Origin of the sequence: Paenibacillus marchantiae (assembly GCF_028771845.1) — a bacterium.
Lineage (GTDB): Bacteria > Bacillota > Bacilli > Paenibacillales > Paenibacillaceae > Paenibacillus > Paenibacillus marchantiae.
Genome location: NZ_CP118270.1, coordinates 6941483 through 6966796, shown reverse-complemented (window position 1 = coordinate 6966796; position 25314 = coordinate 6941483). Strand labels below are relative to the sequence as shown.

Below are 25314 nucleotides of genomic sequence, written 5' to 3'. Positions count from 1 at the left end.
TTTCGTATGAAGTTGAAGCTCTAAAATCCTCGATGCTAGGAAGGTGTAACGTCATCTGTATTTGGATTTTCTATCAATTCTACGGACTCTGCCGACTCCATACTTTCAACACCATCTACAACCTCAACGAGTCCTACAGCCAATGTAGTGACTGCCGCAGCGGCAATTAGATTCTTAGCCCCGAGCTTGACTCTCTCCATGTCCTCGTCTTTCATGCCGACAACAACATCTTTGCCACCGTTATACACATACTTAGCTGATACCACTACACCTTTAGCTGTATTGGAAACAGCTCCTCCAATATCGGCAAGTCCGGCGTCTAACGTTGTGTTGTCTTTTCTGATCACACCACTCGCCATATCATATGTACCGCTGGCAAGTTGTCCTACGGTTTTCCCTGTATTAATCGTAGCTTTTTCTACGCCATTACCAATTTCTTTAATGAATGGACTGCCTGTAAGTTCTCCAGCCACTCGGACAGTGCCGCCGAGTACTTTTCCGGTAACTTCTCCAGCAAACTGACCCAGTTCTTTTAAAAATCCCATATATTCCCCACCTTTGAAATAAGGTTGCACATGTGCTGTCTGAATTCTATATCTTATATTATATAAGTATATGAGCGATAAGACTATTTACGTTCAGATTCATCAAGCGTTCCTAATTAACATGAAACCAATTCAACGAATTCGATCTAACTGAGTTGAAGAAGCAAACCACCTAGCCTAGCTTAAAGCATCCAACCCAAACAACTCACTACAACTCTCAAAAAAAGGCGCTACTCCCCAACGGAAGCAGCGCCTTTTCTTTTTACTACCCCAAATTCCTACTAAACACATTTTAGAAGTGTCTCATAAGCAGCGAGCGTAGTGGAGGGACGGAATCGATTCTGAAGAAGCGGTAGCGTTCGCCTTTATCCCCGGATTTTGTCCTATGAAATAGGACATTCAAAAAAATCCGGGGATAACAGCGATCAGAAGAACGATCCGTACCCGTAACGGCCACCTACTGCTCACCAGTCACTTATTCCCGTGTTTAGTCGATAAATCCTTCCAACATTACGGTCGGCAAGCCGTTAGACTGCCATGCACCTTTGCTGTAACCACCGTTGTAGCCCGGCGTTGCTTCAGGCTCCCAATAGAATACGCCTTTACCTTTGCTGTTTGGCAGGTTGCGGAATTGCGTTTTCATCGCTGCGACAAAACTTTTACCGGCTGCTGGTTGCGTATTATCCATCCCGATTTCCGATACGATAATCTCCTTACCATACCGGTTGATCAGATCCTTGGCATTGTTCACAGCATTGGTAACAGCCGTGTTCCAGCCGGAAGCGGAAGGATAGAGGGACATGGCAATCATGTCAAAGTTGGCACCATTATCGATCAGACCACCGATATTCCATACATAGAGGGCATTATCATCTCCGCTCGCCAAATGAACAATTGTTTTGGTGCTGGTGCTGATGGATTTTACGGCATTATGGCCCGTATTCACCAGCCACGCATAATTTTTCATGTTGGTGGATGCTTTTCCATCTTCCCATAACATACCGTTGCTTGTTTCGTTACCGATTTGTACCCAGTCCGGGGTTACGCCTTTGCTCTGCATGGCCGTCATAACTTCACGCGTGTGATTCCATACAGCATCCATCAGCTGCTGGAACGTGTAGTTTTTCCAGGCTGCAGGTTTCGTTTGTTGACCCGGATCAGCCCAGGAATCACTGTAATGCAGCGTCAGCATGACACTCATGCCTGCATTTTTGGCACGCAGGGCCAGCGCAGCTGCACGATCTTTGTTCATGTAACCGTTACCATAATCGTTCGAAGGATTAACAAAGACACGAATACGAACGGAGTTGATCTGGTAATCATTTTTCAAAATATCAATAATATCACGCTGTACGCCGTTTTTGTCTTTCCATTTGTAGCCTTGCGCTTCCATCCCGGGCACCCAACTGATGTCGGCTCCTTTGGCGAAGCTCGGTGCTGCACTGGCATGCTGGCCTGCGGGCAGCATAATGGAGGTGAATAACAAAACAAAGACCAGAGCGATGGATGTTTTGAAACCCCTTACATTTTTGAACATTACAATATGCCTCCTCGAATATGGGTTGAGTTGCAACCTAATTATAGCGAGCATTGTTTACTCAGCTACAGGGTCCATTTCCAATATTTTGGTTGTTTTTTCAACCTCTCCCCAAAAAAGACAAAACAAAAAGCCGTCCGAAGACGGCTTTTCTACCCGTGGCGCTTTTTGAAACCTTGATCCGTATCCCGCGCCTCCACCAGAATCAGTTAATTTGAGCTAGTGGATTGGGTAAGGGACACGTTCAACATGTGATTAGATATGTTGACGCACCTCCTTTCCTTGTGCCAAGAGTATACATCACTCTTTTACGGAAAGCTAGTCTTTTTTTCATATTTACGAAAAATTTATTTTTCGGTTTGGAACATCGTGATATCCCGATCATAATGACTCTTTGTACCGTTATCGTTGCGAATTCTCACGCTGTCTTCGCTGATCTGCTCTACGATGCCGCGACCTACTTCACAATATACGCCAGCTGGATCTTCCTGCCATGCGGTTACCGTGCATTGGGATAGTGCAGCCGTGAAAAACTCTATATTTTTTTGTAACGTTCTAGGTTTATTCGATTTCATTATATACTCCTTTAACAAAAACAATTTTAGAATGTGGACAGCAACCGGACATTTTACACTGTAAATCACTTTACTCTGTCTCCTGCTCTTTGTAAAGGGATGGAAAAAGTTATCGTCATGAGGTATCATTTACATAAATTTTACATAGCGTTTACACTACGCTGACGCTTGTAGCCAATCACGAATAGTACAATTAGTTCATAACATCTAACCAAGAATAGATATGTAACAAATTCGGAGGCCATACATGCATAGAGATGTCAAAACAGGTAACTACGTTAACCGTGATTTAAGTTGGGTAGAATTCAATCGCCGTGTGCTCCAGGAGGCACAAGATCCAACAACACCTCTGCTGGAACGCATGAGGTTTCTTGGTATTGTCGCCAGTAATCTGGACGAGTTCGTAAGTGTAAGGGTAGCGGAGACGAAAGAGAAGATCAAGGCTGGATTTACGCAAAAGGATTTTACGGGCTACACCCCTGCCGGATTGTACCGTAGATTGATTAAACGAACGGGGACCATGGTCGCCGAGCAATATAAAACCTATCGGGAGCTCATTCGTCTTCTCGCCAAGAAAGGCGTGAATTTCCAGGAATATACCGATCTGAATATGACCCAACAGCGAGCAATGGACCAGTATTTTCATGAGATCATTTTCCCGGTTTTAACACCGATGGCTATCGATTCGAGCCGGCCATTCCCACTGGTACACAATAAATCTGTATATCTGTCCGTGATGCTGCAGAAGGAAGAAGAGCAGGAGGGCGAGCCATTTTTGGCTATCGTTCAGGTGCCTTCCAATCTGCCGCGCGTAGTTCAGGCGCCTTTAAGGGCGAATAGTAAAAAGAAAACGTTCATTCTGATTGAAGATCTCATCAAACATCATATTCATACCTTATTCAGCGGATATGTGCCGCTGGCTGTACAGGAATTCAGAGTGACCCGCAATGCGGATCTTTCTATTAATGAAGAAGAAGCTGAGGATTTGCTTGAGGCGATTGAGAAGGAGCTGCGACGCAGACGCCGGGGAGCACCGGTAAGACTGGAAATTTGTAAGGATTTTCGCCCGGATGCGTTGCTAGAGTTGCAGGAAGAGTTCGATATTCAAGACCCTATGTATGAGATCGATGGACCATTGGATTTGAGCTTTCTGGCCGGGTTTGTAGATAGTCTGGAAGGCTTCTCTCATTTGAAATATAGTCCGGTGCAGCCTGTGTATCCTCTGGAGTTCCTTCCTCGGGAAAGTCACTTTGAACTGCTGCGTAAACGGGACGTGCTCGTGCATCATCCATACGAATCGTTTGAACCGGTAACGGACTTTATTGTGGAAGCTTCGGAAGATCCGCGTGTGATGGCGATCAAAATGACGTTATATCGGGTGAATGGGGATTCCCGTCTCATCCCCGCACTGGCTCATGCAGCCGAGAGCGGCAAACAGGTGACGGTTGTTGTTGAATTAAAAGCCAGATTTGATGAAGAACGGAATATTGCATGGGCCCGCACGCTGGAGAAGTCAGGTTGTCATGTCGTATATGGATTGGTCGGATTAAAGACTCATGCCAAGATTATTCTCGTCGTACGCAGGGAACAGAGTGGTCTGAGAAGGTACGTGCATGTTGGAACAGGTAACTATAATGAAAGTACGGCCAAAATATACACCGATGTAGGACTGTTTACCTCCAATCCCATCATTGGTGAGGATGCATCGGAATTGTTTAATGAGATTACCGGATATTCAGGACCCAAAGCGTTGCAAGCATTCCGCGTCGCCCCTGACGGCATGAAGGATGAACTGTTCGCGCTCATTCGTCGGGAAAGGGAGCATGCCTTCAAGGGAAGACCATCCAGGATTATTGCCAAAATCAATTCCTTATCCCATCAGGATATCATTGATGAATTGTATCTGGCATCTCAAGCTGGAGTACAGATCGATCTAATCGTGCGCGGTGTATGCTGCTTGCGTCCCGGGGTAGAAGGACTTAGCGAGAATATTCGGGTAATCAGCATCGTGGACCGGTTTCTGGAACACTCCAGACTGTTTTATTTTGAAAATAGCGGGAACCCGGATGTGTATCTATCCAGCGCAGACTGGATGACCCGTAATTTGAAGCGGAGAATAGAACTGATGTGTCCCGTGTTTGATCCGGAGTTGAAGAAGATGCTGGTCGATATATTGAATCTGTCGCTCATGGATAATGTGAAGGCAAGAGAGCTTATGCCTGGCGGCAATTATGTTTTTGTACAAAATGAAAAGCCCCCGCTGAGAAGTCAGACGGAGGCGATGGGCATTATTCCCTGGAAGCCTGCTGAATGGAGTGCGTTAACGTAACTCCCCAAGCTTCCTGTAAATCCTTGACGGCATCGTCAAGGCCACTGAGTTCCAGTAACGGCTCTGCTGTACAGATGAATTGCATCTGCAGGGAGTCGTTTTCTTTTGCCGCCTTTATGGCGGTTATACTTTCAGATCGATTAATCGCTTCAGTCACGCGCAGCAGAGAGCCCAAACGATGGGCATGCCGTTCGTCCGAATCCTTGAGAATGTCCTTGTGCTTATGCAGCAGCTGGGGCGTTCTTTTTTTGGGATGATAATCGGCTGCAACAGCACTCAGGATGGTCTCCCGGTGAGATAGTCCGTAGATGCTTGCATTCATGATCCAATAAGCCGAGTGCTGGGGATACCGGAAGTAGTTAATCTGTTTTCCAGCCATGTGCAGCATGGAGACCGTATACAGAATTCGGGCATCCGCTGGATCGGGAGCATTACCTTGTAGGGCAGTATACAGAGTAAGCGCATCATGGTGAATCCGATTCAGACGTTTCTCCGGAATGGGTGGACCAAAATGAATGAAGTTGCGAATGCTGTCCCGCAGCGCATCTGGCACGACTGACTTACCTTCAGCAAGGAGATCCCTTAGCAAACCATCGCGTAATCCCGCTCCGCTCACGACATAACGATCCCCTTGGATGATTCGGAAGACCGTCCGCAATATGAGTACACCTGGAACAATAATGTCGGCACGATCCTTGGCAAGTCCGGGTACTTTCTTGCGTTGTGCCGAGGTTAGATGTGGCAAAGAACGAGCGATATTTTCCATCTCTTCTGCACCGATTTCATAATGATGCGTAACCGGTAGTGAGTATTGTGTTCTCTTCTGCTCGATTTTGGCCAGTGTACGCATGGTGCCACCAAGTCCAATAAGAGGTAGTCCGGGATGTTGTCTGATCCAATCCTGACCGCTCAATGCCTGTATAACTTCATTACATAGCGCAGCTGCATTTTCCTCAGTCCACTGATCTTCTCCACCATAACGGGCATGTGAGTTAACCGCACCAATAGGCAGAGAGATGCTGTGCAGTCTTTTTCGATCACGGAATACAGTGATCTCGGTACTGCCACCGCCAATATCCACGACATAACCATCTGCCAGATCAATCGATTGAGTGACTCCAAGGAAACCGTAATAGGCTTCCTGATCGCCGGATACACATTCGATGGTAAGTCCCGTCTCGGCTTCCAACCAACCTATAATTTCTGGGGCATTGCCTGCATTTCGAATCGCAGCCGTGGCTGCAGCGCGGATAAGCTTGGTTTGATATGCTTCGCAAGTAGCCCTGAATTGTCGCAAAATCGTAATGGCCTTGTCCAGTGAATGTCGCAGGATGGTTCCGTCTTGTTCAACTACATTGCTTAGACGAGCGGCATATTTGTCTTCATGAATGATGCGATAGGCTCCATCCTGGTCGAGTTCATAAATAACCAGACGAATGGAATTGGAGCCGATATCGATGATTCCGAGTATTTGATTATGTGTCATAAGCATCTCCTTCTACAGAGGTTAATCTACCCGACTTTCAGCAAGGCAGCCATGGCTTCCGGTGAACCCGGAGGCGTCGAGGAGAAGGGCGTGGTCAGCATGACCACAATGATGAAGACGATAAAGCAGGCAAACAGAATACAACTTACAGCAAAACCGCGATTGCTTTTCTTCATAAACAGTCGAATACCTGTAACGAATAGAAGTACCGTAATGGCTACCAGAACGATAGAAATTGCAAAATAGGCTACGCCATACAGTGATTTAAAAAATGATTCCATGTCTTCTGAACGCTCCTTAGATCCTCATATTTAAGCCTCTCCAAACCATTCCTTAGTAGCATACGATAGATTGATGCGTTTGAAAAGCAAACCAGGCGCCTGTTCCGGCCTTGAACCAAGCTGATGGACTATATCAACGGAAAAGGGGCCCCAGCCTTGGACAGACATCCAAGAAAGCACGGCTTCTGTTGAGTATGTATAAGGAAGGACTATTGTTCACGAAAGGAGATCAACCCATGTCGAGACAGCTTGCAAGCAAATGGCTGAAGACAGCGGCGCTGTTAAAATATCCGGTAGCTGCTGTCCACATTCCACAGACGAAGGCGTTCAACTCGGGGAATCTGCTAAACATGCTTAGTCATTATGGAATGGTGTATATCAAACCTGTTGTCGGTGGTGGAGGTTACGGTGTCATTAGAGTATCAGGAAGCGGAGGAGCCTATCGTTACACTCATATGAAGATAACCCGTTCATTTACTCAGTTTGATCAGATGTACCGCTCCCTAATCCGTGTAAAAGCCAGACGGAGATACCTTATTCAACAAGGCATTCATCTCGCAACCATTCAAGGCAGACCAATCGATTACAGAGTCAAAGTTGTCAAGACGGAAAGAGGCTGGGTATTCCGTTCTATGGTGGGACGGCTCGCTCGTCCGGGACTTGTCGTGACCAATCTTAGCAAAGGAGGGACGATGCTGTCCGGTAGGAGAGCGCTCGCTCTGTCCTTACCTCATATTTCCGGTAAACATAAACGTCGCGAGATGCGTTCACTGACACTCACCTGTACACATATCATGGAAAGTCAGTTCCCAGGTGTGGGGCAGCTCGGCTTCGATTATGGACTGGATCATTCAGGCAAGATATGGATTTTGGAAGTGAACACCAGACCGCAATGAAAATGGTTAAAAAAGCTAAAAAAATCCAAAGAAAATCCGATAGTAATATAGTAGGAAACTAGATGGAAAACGTTTGAAATTTAACAATTAAGGGTAATTTACTCGCATCAACTCTTGAAACTATGAATTTATTCTAAAAAAAATGCTCTGATAATCGTTCTGTTCGGTAAGCTACGATCCTGTGTATAAATACTGTCCACACTATCCACGTTGATCAATCAACATTTTTACCATTTATCAACAAACTATACACAGGATTTCCACATAACGTTGTGGATAACAAGAACGCTTGTTCTCTTTATAAATCTCTGATATGATAGTTTTGAGGAAAAAAAAGGAAAGGTTGTGGCGGGAAATGGCTATGTTATCCGATGAGATGTTGTTGGATTCCTACCATAAGGCGATTGAGTTGGATCTCGAACGAGATTTCATCGCACTGCTGTTGGCAGAAATCCATAAGCGCAAACTGGGTACCGACGTATCTGCCATTCTTCACTAGAGATCCTCATTGCAGGCAATGCTACAGGTTTCCGGACATGTCCCATAGATTGACAGGCCATAGCGTGCTTGTCTGACAATGGTGACAGTACATCATATGATTGCAAACGTTTTCGGCTTCGTCTGCCGTGTCAGAGGAAGTGTGAATGACGTAGGGGCTGTATGGTCCGGTGTAATCGTCCAATTTGCCGCATTCTGACAGTCCCTGAAGGCAGTGGGGACAAGCCTGCTCCGGTACAACCAGACCGTTACACAGCGGGCATATATAAGACAAGGGTATCCCTCCTGATGTTCAATTCATTCAGGAGTAAGATACCCTTTTTTGTGTCTTTTATGTTCTATATGATTCCATAAGGAATTAGCGCTTCATGTTACTGCTGTGTCCCGGGGACAACTTAGCGTCTGGGTCGAAGTAAACCTTGGCATTGTTCACTGCGGTTGGTGCTTCACCGAATCCGACAGCAATCAGCTTCAGCTTGCCTGGATAAGTTGTAATATCTCCGGCAGCATAGATACCCGGAATCGAAGTTTCCATGCGGGAATCGACCACGATGGAATTGCTATCAATTTCGATGCCCCATTCTGCAATAGGTCCCAGGGAAGAGACAAAGCCAAAATTGACGATTACATCATCGACTTCAATTTCCTGTGTTTCCTTGGTTTTAACGTGAGCCAAAGTAACTTTGGTAATGCTGTCCTCACCATGAAGCTCCGTAATTTCGGTAGGTGTAACGATGTTCACCTTGGAATTCATCAGGTTTTCGACACTGTGCTCATGCGCGCGGAATTTGTCGCGGCGATGAATCAGGGTTACTTGCTCAGCGATTGGCTCAAGCATAAGCGCCCAGTCTACAGCGGAGTCACCGCCACCGCTGATCAGTACTTTTTTGCCTGCAAAGGCATTCAGGTCACTGATAAAGTAGTGCAGATTGGTTTTTTCGAATTTGGCCGCACCCTCAAGCTCCAGACGACGGGGTTCGAATGCACCCACACCAGCAGTGATAATTACGGCTTTGGCGTGATATTCATTCACATCGGTTTTTACGACGAAGTGACGTTCTTCTAATTTCTCTACGGATACAACCTTTTCCTCAAGACGGATGTTCGGGTTAAAATGGCTCATTTGCTCCACCAGATTATTCACGAGTTCCTGAGCGGTAACTTTCGGGAACCCGGCTACATCATAGATGAATTTTTCGGGATAGAGGGCGGCAAGTTGTCCACCAAGTTGTGGCATACTTTCAACCAGAGTAACAGATGCCTGACGCATCCCTCCGTAAAACGCGGCGAACAGACCCGCAGGGCCGCCACCAATAATAAGTAAATCGGTCATGTCATGACCGGCAGTTTGTGCAGTCAAGAATCAACAACACCTTTCTTATTTTAATAGGTAGTTAACAGAAATAATAAAGCCGGGTACGTATGGTAACCAGCGTTTGTTGCTGAACTGTCTTTCTCATTATAAACGGTGTAAACTGGGTTGCAAAGTTGGCAGTTTGATGAATCTGGGAACAATAGATGAAGATCAGGTGAGAATAGGATGAAATTGGAAATGAAAGGTTATGAAAAATAACAAAAAAAACCTTGATCTTTGCCAGAAATACAGATATCCTTGACCTGTACTATGTGTTTTTTTGTCTAATTTAGCCCCAATTTGTAATGTGAAGACAATACCCGCGTTTTGTTGAATCTTGTGTATAATTTCACAATTTTAATCGATAACTTGCATGCAAAAAGTTCAAATAAATTCGCGAAGTTAACATTTGTCGTCATAATGGATAAGACCTCATCAATATGGGTAAGTAAGAGCCTTTTTACAACAAAACAATCGAATGGCTGATGCAACGAAACCGGAAGGGGTATAGACATGAGCAGTATTCCCAAAATCGTCATCCTCGGCGCGGGCTATGGCGGGATTCTGACAGCCCAGCGGCTGCAGAAGGAATTGAACTATAACGAGGCCGATGTCACATTGGTGAACCGGCATGATTATCATTATATCACTACACATCTACATATGCCGGCAGCCGGCACAGATACCATTGAACATGCAAGGGTCCCGATTTCGAAGCTGATTGACGAGTTCAAGATTGATCTGGTCAAATCCTCGGTGAAAGAGATCCGCCTGCAGGATCGGAAGATTATTCTGGAGGATGGCACGTTATCCTATGATTATCTGATTATTGGATTGGGTGGGGAACCGGAGACCTTCGGTATTCCAGGCATGCTCGATCATGCCATGACAATTCGCAGCATTAACTCGGTCAGAATGATTCGCGAGCATATCGAATATCAGTTTGCTATGTACAAAAACGATAATAAACGTAACCGCATTCGTTTTGTTGTGGGTGGGGCTGGCTTCAGTGGTGTCGAATTCGTGGCTGAACTTGCGGATCGCATTCCTCAGCTTTGCAAGGAGTTCGACGTGAATCCCAAAAATGTGCACATCTATAATGTGGAAGCAGCGCCTTCAGCTCTGCCGGGCTTTGATCCAGAATTGGTTGAGCATGCAATGAACGTGTTGAAGAAAAAAGGTGTTACTTTTAAAATCGGTGTTCCGATCAAACAATGTCTGCCAGACGGAGTCATTGTGGGTGAAGGAGAAAAACTCGATGCAGCAACGGTCGTATGGACCGGCGGTATTCGTGGGAATGCTCTGCTTGAGCAGGCAGGTCTTGAAGTGATGCGCGGACGGGTGAAGGTCGATGAATTCCTTCGTGCCCCAGGGCATGAGCACGTCTATGTCATCGGTGACAATTCCCTCGTGTTCAACAACGAAGGGCGCCCATATCCACCAACAGCTCAGATTGCGATGCAGCAAGGTGTTAACTGTGCCAAAAACGTTGTCGCTGCCATCCGCAAAAAGCAGCCTCAACCTTTTGTGTTTACAAGTAAAGGTACGGTTGCGTCACTGGGGAAAGGTGAAGCTATCGCCGTCGTAGGCGGTAAGAAATACAAGGGATGGAAGGCGGCTCAGCTGAAAAAGCTGGTGGATCTCCGGTACTTGTTTATCATCGGTGGCATTCCTTTGGTTCTGAAGAAAGGGCGGTTTTTTGGATGAGACATTGCAGTGTTCAGGTCAGAGGATTACTCACACGCGAAGAACTGGATCGTTACAACGCCCTGATGCAGGTTGGCGGTTATCTGGAGGAACAGGATCAGTATGATCTAGCTTATATCGTTCAGAAGGAAGTTGATATTCTCATTTTGCCTGCCATTGAGCGGCTTAAGGAGAAGGGACGTGACCGTGACCGGGCAACGGCTGAGTTTTTGGAATCTCTGAAAGCGATTGATGAAGAGGATCAGGATTAAGCATTCACGTTATCCCAAAGATCATGAGTCATCCATTTATTATTGAACATTTCATATTCATTTGAAAAAGTAAAAGCACCGCTGATCCTATCCTTAATGGAGGTGTCGCGGTGCTTTTTGTAATTTATCCGATTTACAGCTTGAGCATCTCTTCCAATGTTCCTTCGTTCAGCAGGCTTCCTACATAGAAAGAGCCGAATTCGCCATAACGGGCACTGACTTCATCAAAACGCATCTCGTAAACGAGCTTCTTGAACTGAAGTGCATCATCCGCAAACAAGGTAACGCCCCATTCCCAGTCGTCGAAACCAACGGAACCGGTAATGATTTGTTTCACTTTGCCAGCGTAACTGCGACCAATCATGCCGTGGCTGCGCATCATCGTACGACGCTCGTCCATCGACAGCATGTACCAGTTGTCGTTCAGCTCGCGTTTTTTGTTCATCGGGTAGAAGCAGATGTATTGCCGCTGTGGCAGGACCGGTTTGAGACGGGCGATAATTTCCGGGTTCTGCATAGGGTCTTCGCCCTCTTTGCCAAGATAATTGCTCAGTTCCACTACACTGACATAAGAATATGATTTGGTGGTGTACTGGGCAAACATCGTTTTGTTAAACGCGTTCTCAACGGCTTTCAAATCTTCGAGCGTTTCACGCAAGTGCATCATGACAAGGTCAGCCTTCTGTCCTACAACGGTATAAACGACAGTGCTTCCTTTGGATGAATCCTCTACTGCTTTCCATTCCTTCCAGAATGCCTGAAGCTCGTCCAGTGCTACGGCGCGTTCCTCATCATCGGCTGCTTTCCAGGCGGCCCAGTTAATCGAGCGGAAGTCGTGCAGGGCGTACCAGCCCTCCAGTGTTGATGCGGCTTCGTTCATTGAATTGATTCCTCCTGCAGGTTATATTTCCAAATCCCGGTAGGGACGGTTGAGTACTTTATCGTCTTCATTGTATCCCAACAGGAAGCAGAAGGGCAAATGAAGAGAAGGTGAATATAGGGAAATTTGTCCAGAAAGTTCGTTGCTTCGCCACATTTTTTGCGGTACACTATCTACTATCCGTAGTAAGAGAAACCGAGTCAGTGAAAGAAGAGGTGAACGTCACCCGATGCAGTTTATACCTGTGCTGGTATTAATGGTGTTATTTTTCGTTATGATGTTTGGTATCGGTTTCATTCTGAATATGCTGATGAAGACAACCTGGTTTCCTTCCTATCTGTTCATTATTGTCATTCTGCCTGTCGTCGTGTATTCCTTATGGGATCATACGGCATCGTTGATGTCGCATTTGGGTTCTTTCCATATTGTAGACTATATGACGGGCGTAGCTGGACTTGCTGGAGCGGTCATCAGTGGCTGGGCCATTCGCAAACTTCGTCTGGGTGGGTACAAAATGTTTTAATCGGCTAGCCAATTTGGCAGCAAACGCTGGACTGCATTTTCCGTAAAGGTCTTGCCTTTGTCGTAAACGCTTACGAGTGCAAAGGGAAGGCTTTTTGGCATGCATCAAAAAATTGTGCATGATAATGCGGACATGTCTCATATATATCTGGATAACATTTCTCCATATGTTTACTTGTGTTCTAAGGCTGTAGCTTTTATAGTAATCTAGCAACTCTGCGAAAACGTGAATGCTGTCGACCTAGGACGAAACGGAGCGAGAACAGGTCCGTTTTTTACCTGTTTTTGAGCATTTGAGGATCGGACATTTATGATAGAATAGATAAACATACTTTTGGGGAGAAGGAGATCAAGCTATGCGCATGAAGAATTTGCACCATTATACTGAACATCATCGCTACTGCGTATACAGGGAGTTTGGACTTAGTGCCCTGGATGACCGCATGCTCACCGGAGCGTATCAGCCAATGGTAGGTGCCTTTGCGATAGGCTTGTATCGACTGCTATTTCAGCATCTTCCCGGTGAACAGGTCGGTTACTCGCCGCTTGAACAGCAACGGAGGCTGTTCATGACGTTGGGACTCGAGCCCAGCGAGAAAGGGCGCAAGTATTTGGTGGAGCAGGCATCCAAGCTTGAAGCCGTTGGTTTGCTTCAGACTTCTCGGCTGTATATTCCGGAAAATGACGACTACATTTATGAATATGAGCTGCAACCTCCGCTCTCTCCGGCAGAATTTTTCCGTACACAGCATTTGACACTGTTGCTTCGTGACAAAATCGGCAAGTTCGCCGTACTCTCACTACGTTCCGGTTTTTCGGCGATAGAGAGCGGTGACGCGCCTTACCCAGCAGCGAATAAAGAGAATATTTCCGTTCCTTTTTACGATATATTTGAATTGAATACCCATGTCATTGATTATGAACTGGAACAAGCGTTGTCGGAAGTTTCGACTTCGGCCCAGCGCAGCGGGATAAGTGGTGCGGCCGAAGAGAACAGCCTGAATTATGCCGACATTATATTGCGTTTTCCGCGTGAGTCGGTCAATCGCCGTCATGTGGAGCAATTGCGGTTCGATCACGAACAGCTCGGCATTGTGAATTATGTGGTGAACAAGTTCAATCTCAGCGTACAGGATGTATGTCGTTTGTTGGATGAAGATGATATCTTTAACCCACAGGGGCAGCTGGTGCTGGATGATCTTCAACACAAGGCAAGCCTGCAGTTCAGACAGACCAAGAAGCGACATGAGCAGCAGACGGTGCAGGCAGCGAAGGTTGTTGCTCTCAGACAGCATATGGAGGAGCCTGAGCATAAAGAGGATTCCGGTGAACCGCCTGTCGAACATGTGGTACAGATGGAATACTACGTCGAAGTGCCTCCGCAATTTTCGACCAAGTGTGATATTCATCAATACAATATGATGCTGCGTAATGAGCCTTACACACGATTGCTTCAGACGTTCTTCCCTGGTGCCGTACCGGACAACCTGGTGGACATTTTTGAGAAGATCGACCTCAGTTACAAGTTGCCTGGTGAAGTGATCAATGTGCTGATTCATTATTTGATGGCATTGCTTGTATCCGGCGGTGAGCAAAGAATTAACCGTAACTTTGTTGAGGCTATTGCCTCCAACATGCTGCTCAAGCAGGTGAATTCCTATGAGAAGGCGGTACAATACATTCGTGACCAAGCTAAGGTCAAAGGCAAACAGGCTGCTGGTGCAGCTGGAACCCGTTCCCGTACATACGGCAAAGGAACCAAAGCCAAACCCGAAATTCCGATTGTACAAGACATAGGCGCCGACGGCGATGCCGTATCCGAAGAAGAGTTCGAAGAGATGATGAGGTTTGCCCAGCAGATGCAGGCAAGCAAACAAAAGGGAACTTCATAATTTTCATAATATACATCCAAAAGGCGAGTCACCTAAATTAAAGGAGACTCGCCTTTTATTCTTTCAAGAAAAGAGGGGGACTCCCGATGGCGAAATGGGATAACATGCTGTCCATGCTTTGGATGCTGCGATCCGGAAGAAAGTTCACCGCCGCTCAGATCGCAGACAATTTGGAGATTAGCGTCCGCACCGTGTACCGATATATCGACGCATTATGCGCAAGTGGCGTGCCGGTCGTTGCGGAATCGGGCCATGATGGCGGTGTTCATATTCTGGAGAGTTTTAAGGAAACGCCATTGTTCTTCAACTCTGTAGAGTTGAAGGCACTTGTGGATGCGTTTAAATTTGCCCAAGGTGCTGGTTATCCGTATGTGCAGGAGCTGGAGTATGCGTTGAAGAAGGTGGAGAACGGACTGCACGAGGAGCAGCGCCACGATCTGTCTCGCCAGCAGAGCAGCTTGGACGTCGTTTCTTCAGCGCGTGCACCTTCTGTAGTTCCGTTGTTGCGGGACTTGGAACAAGCGACGAAAGACGGGCGAACGGTCCGTATGGTCTATCGCAAAGCGAATGCGGAGCAGGCTGACGAACGTGAAGTCGATCCATATGGGCTAGCGTATGACCGAAATGAATGGTACATTGTCGCGTTCTGCCATCGGTCGCAGGCGATGCGGACGTTTCGCGTCGAACGAATCGAACAGCTGGAGTCAACCGAAGCGAGGTTTGACAAGCTGGAGTCTTTCTCTGCGTCCGCGTTTTTCTGTGAGCAGTCCAACCAGAGACGGGAGGCAGATGGGCCGTTAACCGTTATCCGTATCGAGGGACAGCCTGACACGCTTAATGCGGTTTGCAACCACTGGCATCTGCGCCACTATTTGACGGAGCGAACCGATCGGGAGGCACGGTTTCTGATCGATGCTCCGACGATGAACAAGTACCTTCCGACATATCTCCTGACGTTCGGCACGGCCATTCGCATCCGCGAACCACTGGAGTTGAAGCGGCGGATTCAAGAAAAGGCATACGGTATCGCCAAACATTATGAAAACGATCCGAATTGAAGTTTGCTGACAACATTTGTCAGCGAACTTGTTATATGATAAAGACACAGCAGCGGCAGCCAAACCATGCGAAGAAGGGAAAGGTGAATTTATCGATGCTTCAACAACCATACCAACAGTATGACTATCATGTTTGGGCAAACGATCGATTGTTTGCACACCTGGAGCAACTCCCAGAGGAGGTATTCCATGCGGAAGTGACGAGCGTGTTCCCATCTGTATCACAAACATGTGCGCACATGTATTTGTTCGAACAGCTCTATATGCTCGTGCTCGCGGAAGTTCCGAACGAGGAGATCTTCCCGAAAATCTCGGGCTGGACTGAGGAAGCGCAGGGTAAAACTGTGAATGAGATGCAGGAGCTGTTTGGCAGCGTTGCTGAACGTTTCCGCGATTTACTGCGGAATACGCCTGAACCGGACAAGAAGATGACGATCGAGCATCCAAAATACGGTAAAATGGAAACACGTTTTTCCGACATCCTGCAGCATGTTGTCAACCACGGGACGTATCATCGGGGCAATGTGACGGCGATGTTGAGACAGCAGGGTTATAGCGGTGTGCCAACCGATTATATATTTTATTTGTTGGAACAGCAGAAAGTTCAAGGGTAAATGAATCAGATTAGAGTGAAGAGCGAATCAACCACAAAACAAAAAGTTGTATCGATAGGGTATGCCATGCTGATCGGAGTTATCATTGGGGTGGCAGCCAAACTTGTTGATGTTCCGGGGGTAAACCCTATATTTGACAGTATAGGTGGTCGTCTGGGTGTATGGGTATTTGTTGCAGCGCTTATAGCGGTTTTTAGCTATTCTCCAAAATTGGCGGCAGTAAAAATATTCATCTTTTTTGGGTCAATGCTGACCGTGTATTATGTTTACACCGTGTTATTTCTACATTTTTCTCCAGAGAAGGCTATGTTTTTTTGGGGGATATGTGCGGTGGTATCTCCGATCTGTGCTTATATTATGTGGTATGCACGTGGGAATGGGCTGTTATCTAATGTTGTTGCAGCTCTCCCCATTACATTATTACTGTCAGAAGGGTTTCAATTACGTCACGCTTACTTACCCATTCACACTCATTACTATTTAATTCCAGTCCTTATGATAATATATTTAATCATGATTGTTGTGTTGTTGCTGATCATACCGATAAATAAAAAACAATTTTTACCCATTCTATCGATAGCAGTTATATTGTCATTTATTATGATCTATTTTAATGTTTTAGGTCGGATATTTGGTGGGATGAACGGCGTATTGTAGGGTTAAATTAAAAGTGCCAAACATAAATTAGGCCCTTTCGACTTCCTTTAGGGAAGCGAAAGGGCTGGATTGATTTCTTGTGAATCTTTTATCGCAGAATCGTCGTTGCTTTATTGCCAGCATAATCTTCGATAACGAGCTTCAGGGAGCTGGTGCTGGATGCGGGAGTGAATGTCAGCTCGCTCAGCTTCGTTCTGCCCCGAATGATATAAGGGAATTTTTGCGAAACGTAAGTTACTCCGAATTCGCGTGGTACCTCATTTTCATAGATATAGATTTTGTACCAATCCTCCAAATCAGGCAATGCGAGGGTATACTTTCCATCCTTTACCGTAACCTTTTCCTTGGCATATGGTGTAATCTGAGTATCTGCCAGTTGTCCGGTCGTAGTGACTGGATTCTGTTTGCCAATGGCAATATCCAGGACGTAATGTTCGCCATTGGTCGGAAGACCTGTCAGAATGGCAGACTGTTTTTCTTTTTTGACCTGAAGTGTCTTGGTGAAAGGTTCCTTCGTATACTCCGTTTGGAGTGTAAGCTGGATCGGCTCTTTACCTGGGTTCTTCTTCGGGTTTTTCCAACTGACAATAGCATCGCCATTGTTCTTGAATTTCACATCAATGTCCTGAACAGCTGCATTCAGATCATAGGACAGGACGGTTGCTTCACTTTCGATACCATCTGCGCCTACAGCACGAATGGACAATTCGCCAGCGGGATGTTTGAGCGTTTTAATATAAAATGTGGAGTCATACACGCCACCGACATAAGCGCCGTTCTCATACAGATTATATTGCTTAACCTTTGAATAGTCCTCGATATCCCATTCGACAACCAACTCATCGGTGTTGGTCAGTGCTTTGGTAATATGGAATCCGGTTGGAGCATTCGGTTTGGCGGCAGAACCGTCGGATATACGAATTTCACCAATGTTCATCTGATATTTTTCAATCGTAGTACCATTAGGGTCGAAGGATAGACCAAAAGCTGCGACGGTCTTCCCTTGGTATGCACTTAGATCGAGTGAAGTAGTCTTCCAGCCTGCCGTGTGCTGACCTGAATCTGGCACTTTGACTTTGACTACTTTGGTTGGTTCATCCTCAAATATCAGTCCGACATACATGGAGGAAGCGTCGTTGACAGACGGTTTATTATAGGTGAGTTCCAGTTTGGATTGGGCGTTGATCGACAGATCCGTCTTGTACAGACGCAGGAAATTGTCCGCATTTAGACTTCCGTTCACCACAAGAGAACTGCCGCCAGTGAACGCACCAACGGAATCATACGTATAACGAGCACCTTTTTCATAGGTTGGACCATAGTCAAAATCAACAGTGAGTTTGTCACCTTGACTATCCATCCACCACTGCCAGGTGACTGGGATATCCTGAATATTAATATTGGACCATTCGGTTGCATTGGAGACGGTTCCCCCCTCATAATATTTCAGACCGTGGCCTGTATTGAAATTGGTCACAAAATTGGAGCCGTGAATAACGGAGCGTTCGGTGAGATAAGCGGCGATGCCGTCCCACTTTGCACCCGAAGCATACACATCGGACAGATCGACGGATGCCGTACGGCGTGCGTTGGTTGGGTCCTGATTTGGACCTGACCACCAAGCGCGGTCACGAACAAAGGTCATCCATTGGTACTCATCATCGGCTCTATGATTCGTGCTGCCATCGCCCATTTCTTCATCGAGGGCATTATGGGTAAAGTCAGCACCAAGTGTTGCAATACTGTTCATCGGTTGACCGTTCTCGTCCAGATTGTTACGCAGATCGTAGAGCTGCTTCCAACGGCCAAACTGGTCATTCCCACCTTCGACACCGGCAAATACCGTTTCCAGTGGGTCAAGTCCCAAACCAATGGCATGATCGCGTGAATCACGCAGCATGTCATGGTTCCACACGTAATTCAGGAAGATCGAATCCGAGACTCTGCCTAAAGCAGAATCTTGCACAAAAGGACTGTTGAGTCCGTTAAACTGGTTCTGGTATTGAATTTTGCCCGTTGTATTGATGGTGGAGTCATACCACTGAACATATAGTCCTTCGTTTTTTAAATATTTCATGAATTTCTTGTAGGAAGCGATGTCTTCAGGCGCAACGCCTTTGGCAACCTCTTCCTGATTGAAGAAGTATCCGTCGTAATTATAATACTTTGCCATCTCGACCAGCTTTGCAGCAACAGGGAAGTTCCCTTTTTCATCCTGCACAAGCATCTGCTTGTAGGTTTGTGGTCCACGATCATTGTCTGAGAAGAAGATGTTGGCGATGGAACGGACACCGTTTTTGTGTGCAGCATTGGTGTAGGCCGGATTCGGAATGTTCAAAATGCCAAACTCAAAGTACTTTTCCGTCCATTCCTTATTGGGGTCATACAATTCCTCAGGCACGCCAGCAGAAGCCATACCATGCCAATAGCTATAATAGTCTGTGTACTGCCAATAATTAAAGAGGTACTCGCTGAAATCATTCGTGTAAGGGGTGCTATCGAAGAATGAATTGCCATAATCGCCACTCATCGTAAACAGCTGGGTGTCCGGGCTGAGTTCGGGATAAGCCTGCGTGGCCGCAAAGGAATAGTTACGTGGTTGCAAAGGTACATGAGCACGAAGCAGTTCACCATGGATATCACTTTCGGGTGTCCAATTCAGAATCTGGGCAGCGGTGTAGCCATGCTGATAAGGCTGATTTACTCCCTTGGCGCTGTCACCTGTGTAAGGAAGCGTGTCTCCGGCATAAACGGATGAGGCAATGACTTGTCCAAGCAGAGCCGAAGTGAGAACCATTGCGGTTACTTTGGGGATAAGGCCTTTGGGTTTGTGTTTGCGTGTCATGTTGTTCCTCCTTCAAGTCGAATGAATGTAAGGTATTCTTTTACACAAAAATAAACTTATGGTTAACGATAGGGCATGAAAGCATTTTCAAATAGGGAGAAATTAAAGAAAGGAAGGTATAAACTAAAGAAAAGTTCGAGGTGACAAGTTAATGTTAGAAGGCAAATGATATACTTTAGACAGGAAAACAGCATCGGGGGGAACATGTGACTTGAAAATTGTTAGCGTTTACAAAAATTTCTTTAAAAATAATATGTTTATGAAGATGCTGTTCATCTTCTCCATGATCTCAATTGTAACGATTATTACCTTATCCTATATCATTTTCTTGTCGGTGTCCGATGCCACAATTCGCCGAGAACTGGCGATCCAGAAAGCGGCCATGGAGAGTGTTGACCGATATATTCATCAGCAGTATGAATCGGTGCAAAACATGGTGAGGGACATGCATCAGAATGAGGCCTTATCAGCCAATATCACCTATCTGATGAACCACACGTACGCCGAGTATGTACAGCATCTGACGAATGGCTATTATGCGAATCAGGATGATTATTCAGCTGATGTACTGAAACATTTTCAAAATATCATGGATCGCAATTCGGATATCAATCAAGTGATGTTATATAGTGCCGAGCGGCAGGATCTGTCCTCCTTCAATCAACATAAGCAGTTCAGAAAGCTGAACACCAATGTGGCTCATTCCTATATTCCTGACGTGATGGCGATGGAGACACCGAATATCAGCGCACCAAACTATTGGATTCGTAAAGAAATTGATCAATGGGACCCGGCGCTGTATGCGATTCGGGTGCCTATCAACGATACACAGACCCTTCGAAATTTGGGTCAGTTCCTTGTTTTCTTTGACTCAGCAGGTATTGGCAACGCTTTGGATAGTTACGAAAGTAATCTCAAGGGAGAAATTGTGGTGCTGTCAGCCAAAGGTACAGTATTGTTCGATTCCAACAGTAACTATTACGGCAAGAAGTACCCCTATATCAATGTGGCCGATTCCCTGTTTGATCAGACGGATATGGACTCGATGAAAAAGGAGCGAAATATGTATGTGAACAAGTTTGTCTCGGCGGATCAGGGCTATGTGGTCGTTGGCACGGTTCCTGTGGATGAGATGGCTGAGGCCTATGCGGGTACACGCAACACAATCGTTTCGATTAGCATCATATGTATCCTGTTTGCAGTGTTGGTTCCGGCGTTTTTCATTATTAATTTTGCCAAACGCACCCGCAGAATCATTCGTTTCACCCAAAGGGTGAAATATGGCAACCTGACAGCACGCATCGATGATGCCCGTGATGATGAGCTTGGACAGATCTCGCACAGTTTCAACGATATGCTGGATGAACTTAATCAATATATTGAACGCGTCTACAAAGCCGAGATCAAACAAAAGGAGACAGAACTGGTCGCTCTCCAGGCACGGATTAATCCTCACTTTCTCTATAACACGTTGGAGGTCATCCGAATGAGGGCAATTTCGCAGGGGGCGAAAGATGTCGGGGAGATGATCTACAGTTTATCCGTGTTATTCAAGAGCCTTGTTCAACAGAAGAAAAATTATACGCTCAAGGATGAGATGGAAGCTTGCCGTCTGTATCTGGAATTGTTCCGAATCCGGTATAAGGATATTTTCATGTACACGATTCAGTTGGACCCTGTGCATAACCAGCATCCGGTGGTTAAGCTGTCCCTGCAGCCGATTATTGAGAACTATGTGGTGCACGGCATTCAGACAGAACGTTCGGATAATCAATTAGCGATCGTTGTTGAAGAACTGGGCGACGCTTTGCAGGTAGAGGTTAGAGATAACGGTAAAGGCATTGATCCTGAGCGCCTGACTGAAATTTTAGAAGAACTGGAACGTCCGGAAGAGTCGGGTAAAATGTTCGGACTGCGCAGCGTACACACCCGTTTGCGTTTCCTGTATGGACCGGAATTCGGCATCACGATAGAAAGTACACTCGGAGAAGGAACCCTGATCAGGGTTCGTTATCCTCATACAGAAGGGACAGGTTTTTAATATGTATAAGGTATTTATTGTGGATGATGAACCGTTCATCATTGAAGGATTGTACGATATTTTGGATTGGTCGTCGTTTGATATGGAAATTGTAAGTCATGCCGGCAATGGACAAGCCGCATTAAACGCCTTGTCTGCGCAGCCTGTGGACATTCTGATCACGGATATATCGATGCCATTCATGAATGGTCTGGATCTGATTCGGGAAGCAAGGCAGTTGCAGCCTGAGATCAAGGTGATTATTTTAAGTGGTTTTAATGAGTTTGAATATTTGAAAGAGGGCATGCAGCTAGGCATCGAAAATTACCTGCTCAAACCGATCAATGTGGAAGAGCTGGAATCGACGCTTCGTAATACGGCTTCCAAGCTGGACCATGCATTGTCTCCTCAAACGGATGATGCTTATGGTGTTCAGATTCTGAAAGACAACATTCTTCATCGATGGCTGACGAGACAGATTGCCGCCACGGAATTCGAGGAACGGGCACAGTTCTTGAACCTTTCGCTGGATGCACCTGATGTTGCAGTAGCTATCCTGCGGACAAAAGGGGAAGTATCCGGCATGTTCGAGCGAGTGGAGGACATGCTGAAGGATAAGTCCTATGTGAATATATTTCATGACATCGATGGAGACATCGTCATAGTTGCCAATTTGCATGCAGGCGAGGACGAAAAAGAGAAGTTTATGGAGTGCCTTCAGGCATTATCCGCTGCGCTATGTGAGACACATCCTGCTGTTCTGATTGGGGTAGGAAGTCTGATACGTGGACTTCACCATGCGCCGACAAGCTATCAGGAGGCGAAAAAGGCGCTCCAGTATGTGATGATCTATCCCGATCTCAAAGTGATCGATCATGCCATATTGGAGAAGGGGGGAAGCTCTGCTTCTTCCTTTTCGATCGATTGGAAGGAGTACGCGAAGCTCATTCTATCCCGTAATGCAGAGCTGCTTGCGGAGCGAATTCGGGTCGATTTTGAACAGCACCGCGACGGGGTTACTCCGGCTGAGTTGCAGAACATCGCACTGGAAGTGGTCATTCGTTTCAAGATGGAATTGGAGGGCATCAAACATTCGGATGAATCGGCTATTTACCAACGCGGACTTCGTCTTGTATTGGACAGCGGAACCTTTGATGAACTCGTGCAGGCGTTGCAGCAGGTTGGTTCGGAGACGATTCAGTCTTTGCTTCAGGATTTAAAGAATCCAATCGTCAACCAGGTGCTTCAACATATTGACAAACATTACGCAGAAGAGCTTTCCCTGAAGCTGCTGGGTGCTCACTATCATCTTCATCCAGTATATTTGGGACAACTGTTCCACAAGGAGACCGGGGAGACTTTTGCCGAATATATCAATAAATACCGGATTGAACGTGCCAAGGAACAGCTGCGCAATTCAAATCTGAAAGTACATGAGATCGCAAGGAATGTCGGGTACTGGGAGACCGGATATTTCTATAAACAGTTCCGCAAGTATGTGGGAATTTCACCAACTGATTTTAAGGTTTTTGGATAATGTTCAGCGGATCACCGATTGGACCAGTGGACTGAAATGAATGAGACATTCTGGGGACAGGAGGGCATGCTATGGAGTTGATGCCAAATGTTACTCAGCATGTCTTTTTGATGTAAGCGATTTATTCAAATAGGTACAAATTAATGAATCAGTACAGATTTCTCTTTAATTTGTACCTCGAAATATTAAGTTTATCTTCTTTTTGAAAATGCTTTCATTCGATAAGGTTAAAGCAGTTAGTTTGTAGAGCTAAAGGGAACACGAAAAGGGAGGATCAAGGAAATGAGTAAACAAAGAAAAAGTTTTTCTCTCGTACTTGCATTATTGATGGCGGTTACACTCGTTCTTAGCGCCTGTGGAGGAAGCAAGGATGCTTCAGAATCAGGGGAAGCAGGAGAGGCTCCTGTCGAGCTGATCTGGTACACCATTGGTACCCCTCAGAAAGATGTTAATAAAGTGATGGAAGAAGTCAGCAAGTACACGAAAGAAAAAATTAATGCCACAGTAACGATGAAAATGGTTGACTGGGGTGACTATCCGCAAAAAATGCAAGTTAACGTAGCATCCGGCGAGCCAATGGACATCCTGTTCACCTCTTCCGGCGGATTCGATTATGTTCAAAATGCCAGAAAGGGTGCATTCCTGGAACTGGATGACTTGCTCCCTAAATATGGTCAGGACCTTATTAAAACGATTGATCCTGCATTCCTGAGTGGTTCGAAAGTAGACGGACACAATTACGGAATTCCGGCCAACAAAGAGCTGCCTCAACAAGAGGTATGGCGTTTCAACAAAACGCTGCTTGATAAATACAAAATGGACATCTCCAATATCCGTACGTTGGACAGTCTGGAGCCTTTGCTCAAAACAATCAAGGAAAATGAGCCAAGCGTGACTCCATTTGGAATGGATAAAAACTTCGTTCCTTATGTTCCTTATGACTATGTCATTCAGAATTTGCCAATGGCGATCAAACTGGATACAACGGATTACAAGATCGTGAACATTCTGGATACTCCGGAAATGAAAGCAGCACTCAAAACGATGAGCAAATACTATAAAGCTGGTTATGTATCTGCAGAGGCAGCAACAACAGGCTCTACCAATGACCTGACTACATCAGGCAACTGGTTCCTGGATCGTGCACAAACTCAACCGCTTGCAGACAACCAATGGTCGGCAAGTTACGGATATCCGGTAGTTTCCACACCAGCTAGTGATGCGATCATCACTAACACGTCTGTACAAGGTTCGATCATGGCCATCTCGGCTAACTCCGAATATCCGGAGAAAGCAATGGAGTTCCTGAACCTGTTGAATACAGATCCAGTCCTGCGCAATATGGTTGATTCCGGTATTGAAGGCGTCCACTACAAAAAAGTGGATGACACGCACATGGAAAATCTCGCTGAATCCAAGAACTACGATATGCCTTCTTACTCCCTCGGTAACAACATGTTGTTGTATCTGAACAACAATGACCCGGATAACAAATGGGATGAGTTTAAGAAGTTTAATGCAGAGGGTGTAAATTCCCCAATTCTGAGCTTTAACTTTGACTCAAGTAAGGTGTCGTCGGAACTGACAGCTGTGCAGAATGTCAAAGAGCAATACTGGGCCGCATTGATGACAGGTACGCTGGACCCAGAGAACAATTTGGAGCAAGTGATTGAGAAGTTCAATCAAGCCGGACTTGAAAAAGTGATGGCTGAAGCCCAAACCCAGCTTGATGCCTGGAGAGCGGCAAATAAGTAAGGGTAAATTCCGGGATCGGGCCGCTGCTTGTTGCGCCCGATCCTTTTTCATTCAAGCCTGAAGGAGGATCTCCAT

The 25314-nt window shown here is 46.0% G+C and carries 22 protein-coding genes; 13 read left to right on the top strand and 9 right to left on the bottom strand.

Annotated features, from left to right (window positions below; translation table 11 throughout):
* Positions 1 to 35 precede the first annotated feature (35 nt).
* The 3 genes from PTQ21_RS31280 to PTQ21_RS31270 all read right to left on the bottom strand — a co-directional run bounded on the left by PTQ21_RS31280 (position 36) and on the right by PTQ21_RS31270 (position 2657).
* Entirely contained in the window at positions 36 to 545 is a 510-nt protein-coding gene (locus PTQ21_RS31280) for a hypothetical protein (protein WP_064635715.1), read from the bottom strand.
* 487 nt (positions 546 to 1032) lie between these two features.
* Positions 1033 to 2013 (bottom strand): glycoside hydrolase family 53 protein, encoded by a 981-nt coding sequence (locus tag PTQ21_RS31275; RefSeq protein WP_274570594.1) that lies wholly within the window; start codon positions 2011 to 2013, stop codon positions 1033 to 1035.
* A gap of 416 nt (positions 2014 to 2429) precedes the next feature.
* Positions 2430 to 2657 carry a hypothetical protein gene (locus PTQ21_RS31270; RefSeq protein ID WP_072735535.1) on the bottom strand — a complete coding sequence of 76 codons (228 nt, stop codon included), beginning with the start codon at positions 2655 to 2657 and terminating at the stop codon, positions 2430 to 2432.
* A gap of 247 nt (positions 2658 to 2904) precedes the next feature.
* Here PTQ21_RS31270 and ppk1 point away from each other — a divergent pair, with 247 nt between their 5' ends.
* A complete protein-coding gene (gene ppk1, locus PTQ21_RS31265) occupies positions 2905 to 4986 on the top strand; it encodes a polyphosphate kinase 1 (RefSeq protein ID WP_063566111.1) in 2082 nt (693 codons plus the stop codon).
* Here the strand turns inward: ppk1 and PTQ21_RS31260 are convergent.
* Positions 4946 to 6472 carry a Ppx/GppA phosphatase family protein gene (locus PTQ21_RS31260; RefSeq protein WP_274568436.1) on the bottom strand — a complete coding sequence of 509 codons (1527 nt, stop codon included), beginning with the start codon at positions 6470 to 6472 and terminating at the stop codon, positions 4946 to 4948. The genes ppk1 and PTQ21_RS31260 overlap by 41 nt on opposite strands.
* A gap of 26 nt (positions 6473 to 6498) precedes the next feature.
* Complete coding sequence (locus PTQ21_RS31255) at positions 6499 to 6753, bottom strand: hypothetical protein (RefSeq protein ID WP_063566109.1); 255 nt, start codon at positions 6751 to 6753, stop codon at positions 6499 to 6501.
* Positions 6754 to 6989: 236 nt separating this feature from the next.
* On the opposite strand from PTQ21_RS31255, the gene PTQ21_RS31250 reads away from it, so the two are divergent.
* Both PTQ21_RS31250 and sda read left to right on the top strand, forming a co-directional pair.
* On the top strand, positions 6990 to 7649 hold the full coding sequence (locus tag PTQ21_RS31250) for a YheC/YheD family protein (protein WP_063566108.1): 660 nt from the start codon (positions 6990 to 6992) through the stop codon (positions 7647 to 7649).
* Positions 7650 to 8004: 355 nt separating this feature from the next.
* Complete coding sequence (gene sda / locus PTQ21_RS31245) at positions 8005 to 8148, top strand: sporulation histidine kinase inhibitor Sda (RefSeq protein WP_024632651.1); 144 nt, start codon at positions 8005 to 8007, stop codon at positions 8146 to 8148.
* Positions 8149 to 8169: 21 nt separating this feature from the next.
* Here sda and PTQ21_RS31240 read toward each other — a convergent pair whose 3' ends face one another.
* Together PTQ21_RS31240 and PTQ21_RS31235 are read right to left on the bottom strand one after the other, a co-directional pair.
* Positions 8170 to 8421 carry a hypothetical protein gene (locus PTQ21_RS31240; RefSeq protein WP_072735483.1) on the bottom strand — a complete coding sequence of 84 codons (252 nt, stop codon included), beginning with the start codon at positions 8419 to 8421 and terminating at the stop codon, positions 8170 to 8172.
* Positions 8422 to 8505: 84 nt separating this feature from the next.
* The gene (locus PTQ21_RS31235) at positions 8506 to 9480 is read right to left on the bottom strand and encodes an NAD(P)/FAD-dependent oxidoreductase (protein WP_211754064.1); all 975 of its coding nucleotides are present in this window, start codon (positions 9478 to 9480) and stop codon (positions 8506 to 8508) included.
* A 534-nt stretch (positions 9481 to 10014) separates the two neighbouring features.
* On the opposite strand from PTQ21_RS31235, the gene PTQ21_RS31230 reads away from it, so the two are divergent.
* Both PTQ21_RS31230 and PTQ21_RS31225 read left to right on the top strand, forming a co-directional pair.
* Positions 10015 to 11208, top strand: a complete 1194-nt coding sequence (locus tag PTQ21_RS31230) for an NAD(P)/FAD-dependent oxidoreductase (protein WP_024632649.1) — start codon at positions 10015 to 10017, stop codon at positions 11206 to 11208.
* Positions 11205 to 11459: a hypothetical protein gene (locus PTQ21_RS31225; protein ID WP_072735482.1), complete on the top strand. Its 255-nt coding sequence runs from the start codon at positions 11205 to 11207 to the stop codon at positions 11457 to 11459. Before PTQ21_RS31230 ends, PTQ21_RS31225 begins: the two co-directional genes overlap by 4 nt.
* A gap of 133 nt (positions 11460 to 11592) precedes the next feature.
* Here PTQ21_RS31225 and hemQ read toward each other — a convergent pair whose 3' ends face one another.
* Entirely contained in the window at positions 11593 to 12339 is a 747-nt protein-coding gene (gene hemQ / locus PTQ21_RS31220; protein WP_063566107.1) for a hydrogen peroxide-dependent heme synthase, read from the bottom strand.
* Between the two features lie 229 nt (positions 12340 to 12568).
* On the opposite strand from hemQ, the gene PTQ21_RS31215 reads away from it, so the two are divergent.
* The 5 genes from PTQ21_RS31215 to PTQ21_RS31195 all read left to right on the top strand — a co-directional run bounded on the left by PTQ21_RS31215 (position 12569) and on the right by PTQ21_RS31195 (position 17082).
* Positions 12569 to 12862: a YuiB family protein gene (locus tag PTQ21_RS31215; RefSeq protein WP_053783239.1), complete on the top strand. Its 294-nt coding sequence runs from the start codon at positions 12569 to 12571 to the stop codon at positions 12860 to 12862.
* A gap of 355 nt (positions 12863 to 13217) precedes the next feature.
* The gene (locus PTQ21_RS31210; RefSeq protein ID WP_063566106.1) at positions 13218 to 14753 is read left to right on the top strand and encodes a replication initiation and membrane attachment family protein; all 1536 of its coding nucleotides are present in this window, start codon (positions 13218 to 13220) and stop codon (positions 14751 to 14753) included.
* Positions 14754 to 14839: 86 nt separating this feature from the next.
* Positions 14840 to 15811 (top strand): helix-turn-helix transcriptional regulator, encoded by a 972-nt coding sequence (locus tag PTQ21_RS31205; protein ID WP_274568433.1) that lies wholly within the window; start codon positions 14840 to 14842, stop codon positions 15809 to 15811.
* Positions 15812 to 15906: 95 nt separating this feature from the next.
* Positions 15907 to 16425 carry a DinB family protein gene (locus tag PTQ21_RS31200; RefSeq protein WP_274568431.1) on the top strand — a complete coding sequence of 173 codons (519 nt, stop codon included), beginning with the start codon at positions 15907 to 15909 and terminating at the stop codon, positions 16423 to 16425.
* On the top strand, positions 16426 to 17082 hold the full coding sequence (locus PTQ21_RS31195) for a hypothetical protein (protein WP_274568430.1): 657 nt from the start codon (positions 16426 to 16428) through the stop codon (positions 17080 to 17082). It abuts the gene before it with no gap.
* A gap of 88 nt (positions 17083 to 17170) precedes the next feature.
* Here PTQ21_RS31195 and PTQ21_RS31190 read toward each other — a convergent pair whose 3' ends face one another.
* Complete coding sequence (locus PTQ21_RS31190) at positions 17171 to 19927, bottom strand: endo-beta-N-acetylglucosaminidase (protein WP_274568429.1); 2757 nt, start codon at positions 19925 to 19927, stop codon at positions 17171 to 17173.
* Between the two features lie 211 nt (positions 19928 to 20138).
* On the opposite strand from PTQ21_RS31190, the gene PTQ21_RS31185 reads away from it, so the two are divergent.
* From PTQ21_RS31185 to PTQ21_RS31175, 3 genes are all read left to right on the top strand, one after another.
* Positions 20139 to 21968 (top strand): sensor histidine kinase, encoded by a 1830-nt coding sequence (locus PTQ21_RS31185; RefSeq protein WP_063566101.1) that lies wholly within the window; start codon positions 20139 to 20141, stop codon positions 21966 to 21968.
* Between the two features lies 1 nt (position 21969).
* Complete coding sequence (locus PTQ21_RS31180) at positions 21970 to 23484, top strand: response regulator transcription factor (protein ID WP_274568428.1); 1515 nt, start codon at positions 21970 to 21972, stop codon at positions 23482 to 23484.
* A 282-nt stretch (positions 23485 to 23766) separates the two neighbouring features.
* Positions 23767 to 25239 (top strand): ABC transporter substrate-binding protein, encoded by a 1473-nt coding sequence (locus tag PTQ21_RS31175; protein WP_063566099.1) that lies wholly within the window; start codon positions 23767 to 23769, stop codon positions 25237 to 25239.
* The last annotated feature ends 75 nt before the right edge of the window (positions 25240 to 25314 follow it).

Bases quoted from the DNA above. Each gene is read 5' to 3' on its own strand.
- PTQ21_RS31280 (WP_064635715.1), bottom strand. From the start codon at position 545: ATGGGATTTTTAAAAGAACTGGGTCAGTTTGCTGGAGAAGTTACCGGA.
- PTQ21_RS31275 (WP_274570594.1), bottom strand. From the start codon at position 2,013: ATGCTGCCCGCAGGCCAGCATGCCAGTGCAGCACCGAGCTTCGCCAAA.
- PTQ21_RS31270 (WP_072735535.1), bottom strand. From the start codon at position 2,657: ATGAAATCGAATAAACCTAGAACGTTACAAAAAAATATAGAGTTTTTC.
- ppk1 (WP_063566111.1), top strand. From the start codon at position 2,905: ATGCATAGAGATGTCAAAACAGGTAACTACGTTAACCGTGATTTAAGT.
- PTQ21_RS31260 (WP_274568436.1), bottom strand. From the start codon at position 6,472: ATGACACATAATCAAATACTCGGAATCATCGATATCGGCTCCAATTCC.
- PTQ21_RS31255 (WP_063566109.1), bottom strand. From the start codon at position 6,753: ATGGAATCATTTTTTAAATCACTGTATGGCGTAGCCTATTTTGCAATT.
- PTQ21_RS31250 (WP_063566108.1), top strand. From the start codon at position 6,990: ATGTCGAGACAGCTTGCAAGCAAATGGCTGAAGACAGCGGCGCTGTTA.
- sda (WP_024632651.1), top strand. From the start codon at position 8,005: ATGGCTATGTTATCCGATGAGATGTTGTTGGATTCCTACCATAAGGCG.
- PTQ21_RS31235 (WP_211754064.1), bottom strand. From the start codon at position 9,480: ATGACCGATTTACTTATTATTGGTGGCGGCCCTGCGGGTCTGTTCGCC.
- PTQ21_RS31230 (WP_024632649.1), top strand. From the start codon at position 10,015: ATGAGCAGTATTCCCAAAATCGTCATCCTCGGCGCGGGCTATGGCGGG.
- PTQ21_RS31225 (WP_072735482.1), top strand. From the start codon at position 11,205: ATGAGACATTGCAGTGTTCAGGTCAGAGGATTACTCACACGCGAAGAA.
- hemQ (WP_063566107.1), bottom strand. From the start codon at position 12,339: ATGAACGAAGCCGCATCAACACTGGAGGGCTGGTACGCCCTGCACGAC.
- PTQ21_RS31215 (WP_053783239.1), top strand. From the start codon at position 12,569: ATGCAGTTTATACCTGTGCTGGTATTAATGGTGTTATTTTTCGTTATG.
- PTQ21_RS31210 (WP_063566106.1), top strand. From the start codon at position 13,218: ATGCGCATGAAGAATTTGCACCATTATACTGAACATCATCGCTACTGC.
- PTQ21_RS31205 (WP_274568433.1), top strand. From the start codon at position 14,840: ATGGCGAAATGGGATAACATGCTGTCCATGCTTTGGATGCTGCGATCC.
- PTQ21_RS31200 (WP_274568431.1), top strand. From the start codon at position 15,907: ATGCTTCAACAACCATACCAACAGTATGACTATCATGTTTGGGCAAAC.
- PTQ21_RS31195 (WP_274568430.1), top strand. From the start codon at position 16,426: ATGAATCAGATTAGAGTGAAGAGCGAATCAACCACAAAACAAAAAGTT.
- PTQ21_RS31190 (WP_274568429.1), bottom strand. From the start codon at position 19,927: ATGACACGCAAACACAAACCCAAAGGCCTTATCCCCAAAGTAACCGCA.
- PTQ21_RS31180 (WP_274568428.1), top strand. From the start codon at position 21,970: ATGTATAAGGTATTTATTGTGGATGATGAACCGTTCATCATTGAAGGA.
- PTQ21_RS31175 (WP_063566099.1), top strand. From the start codon at position 23,767: ATGAGTAAACAAAGAAAAAGTTTTTCTCTCGTACTTGCATTATTGATG.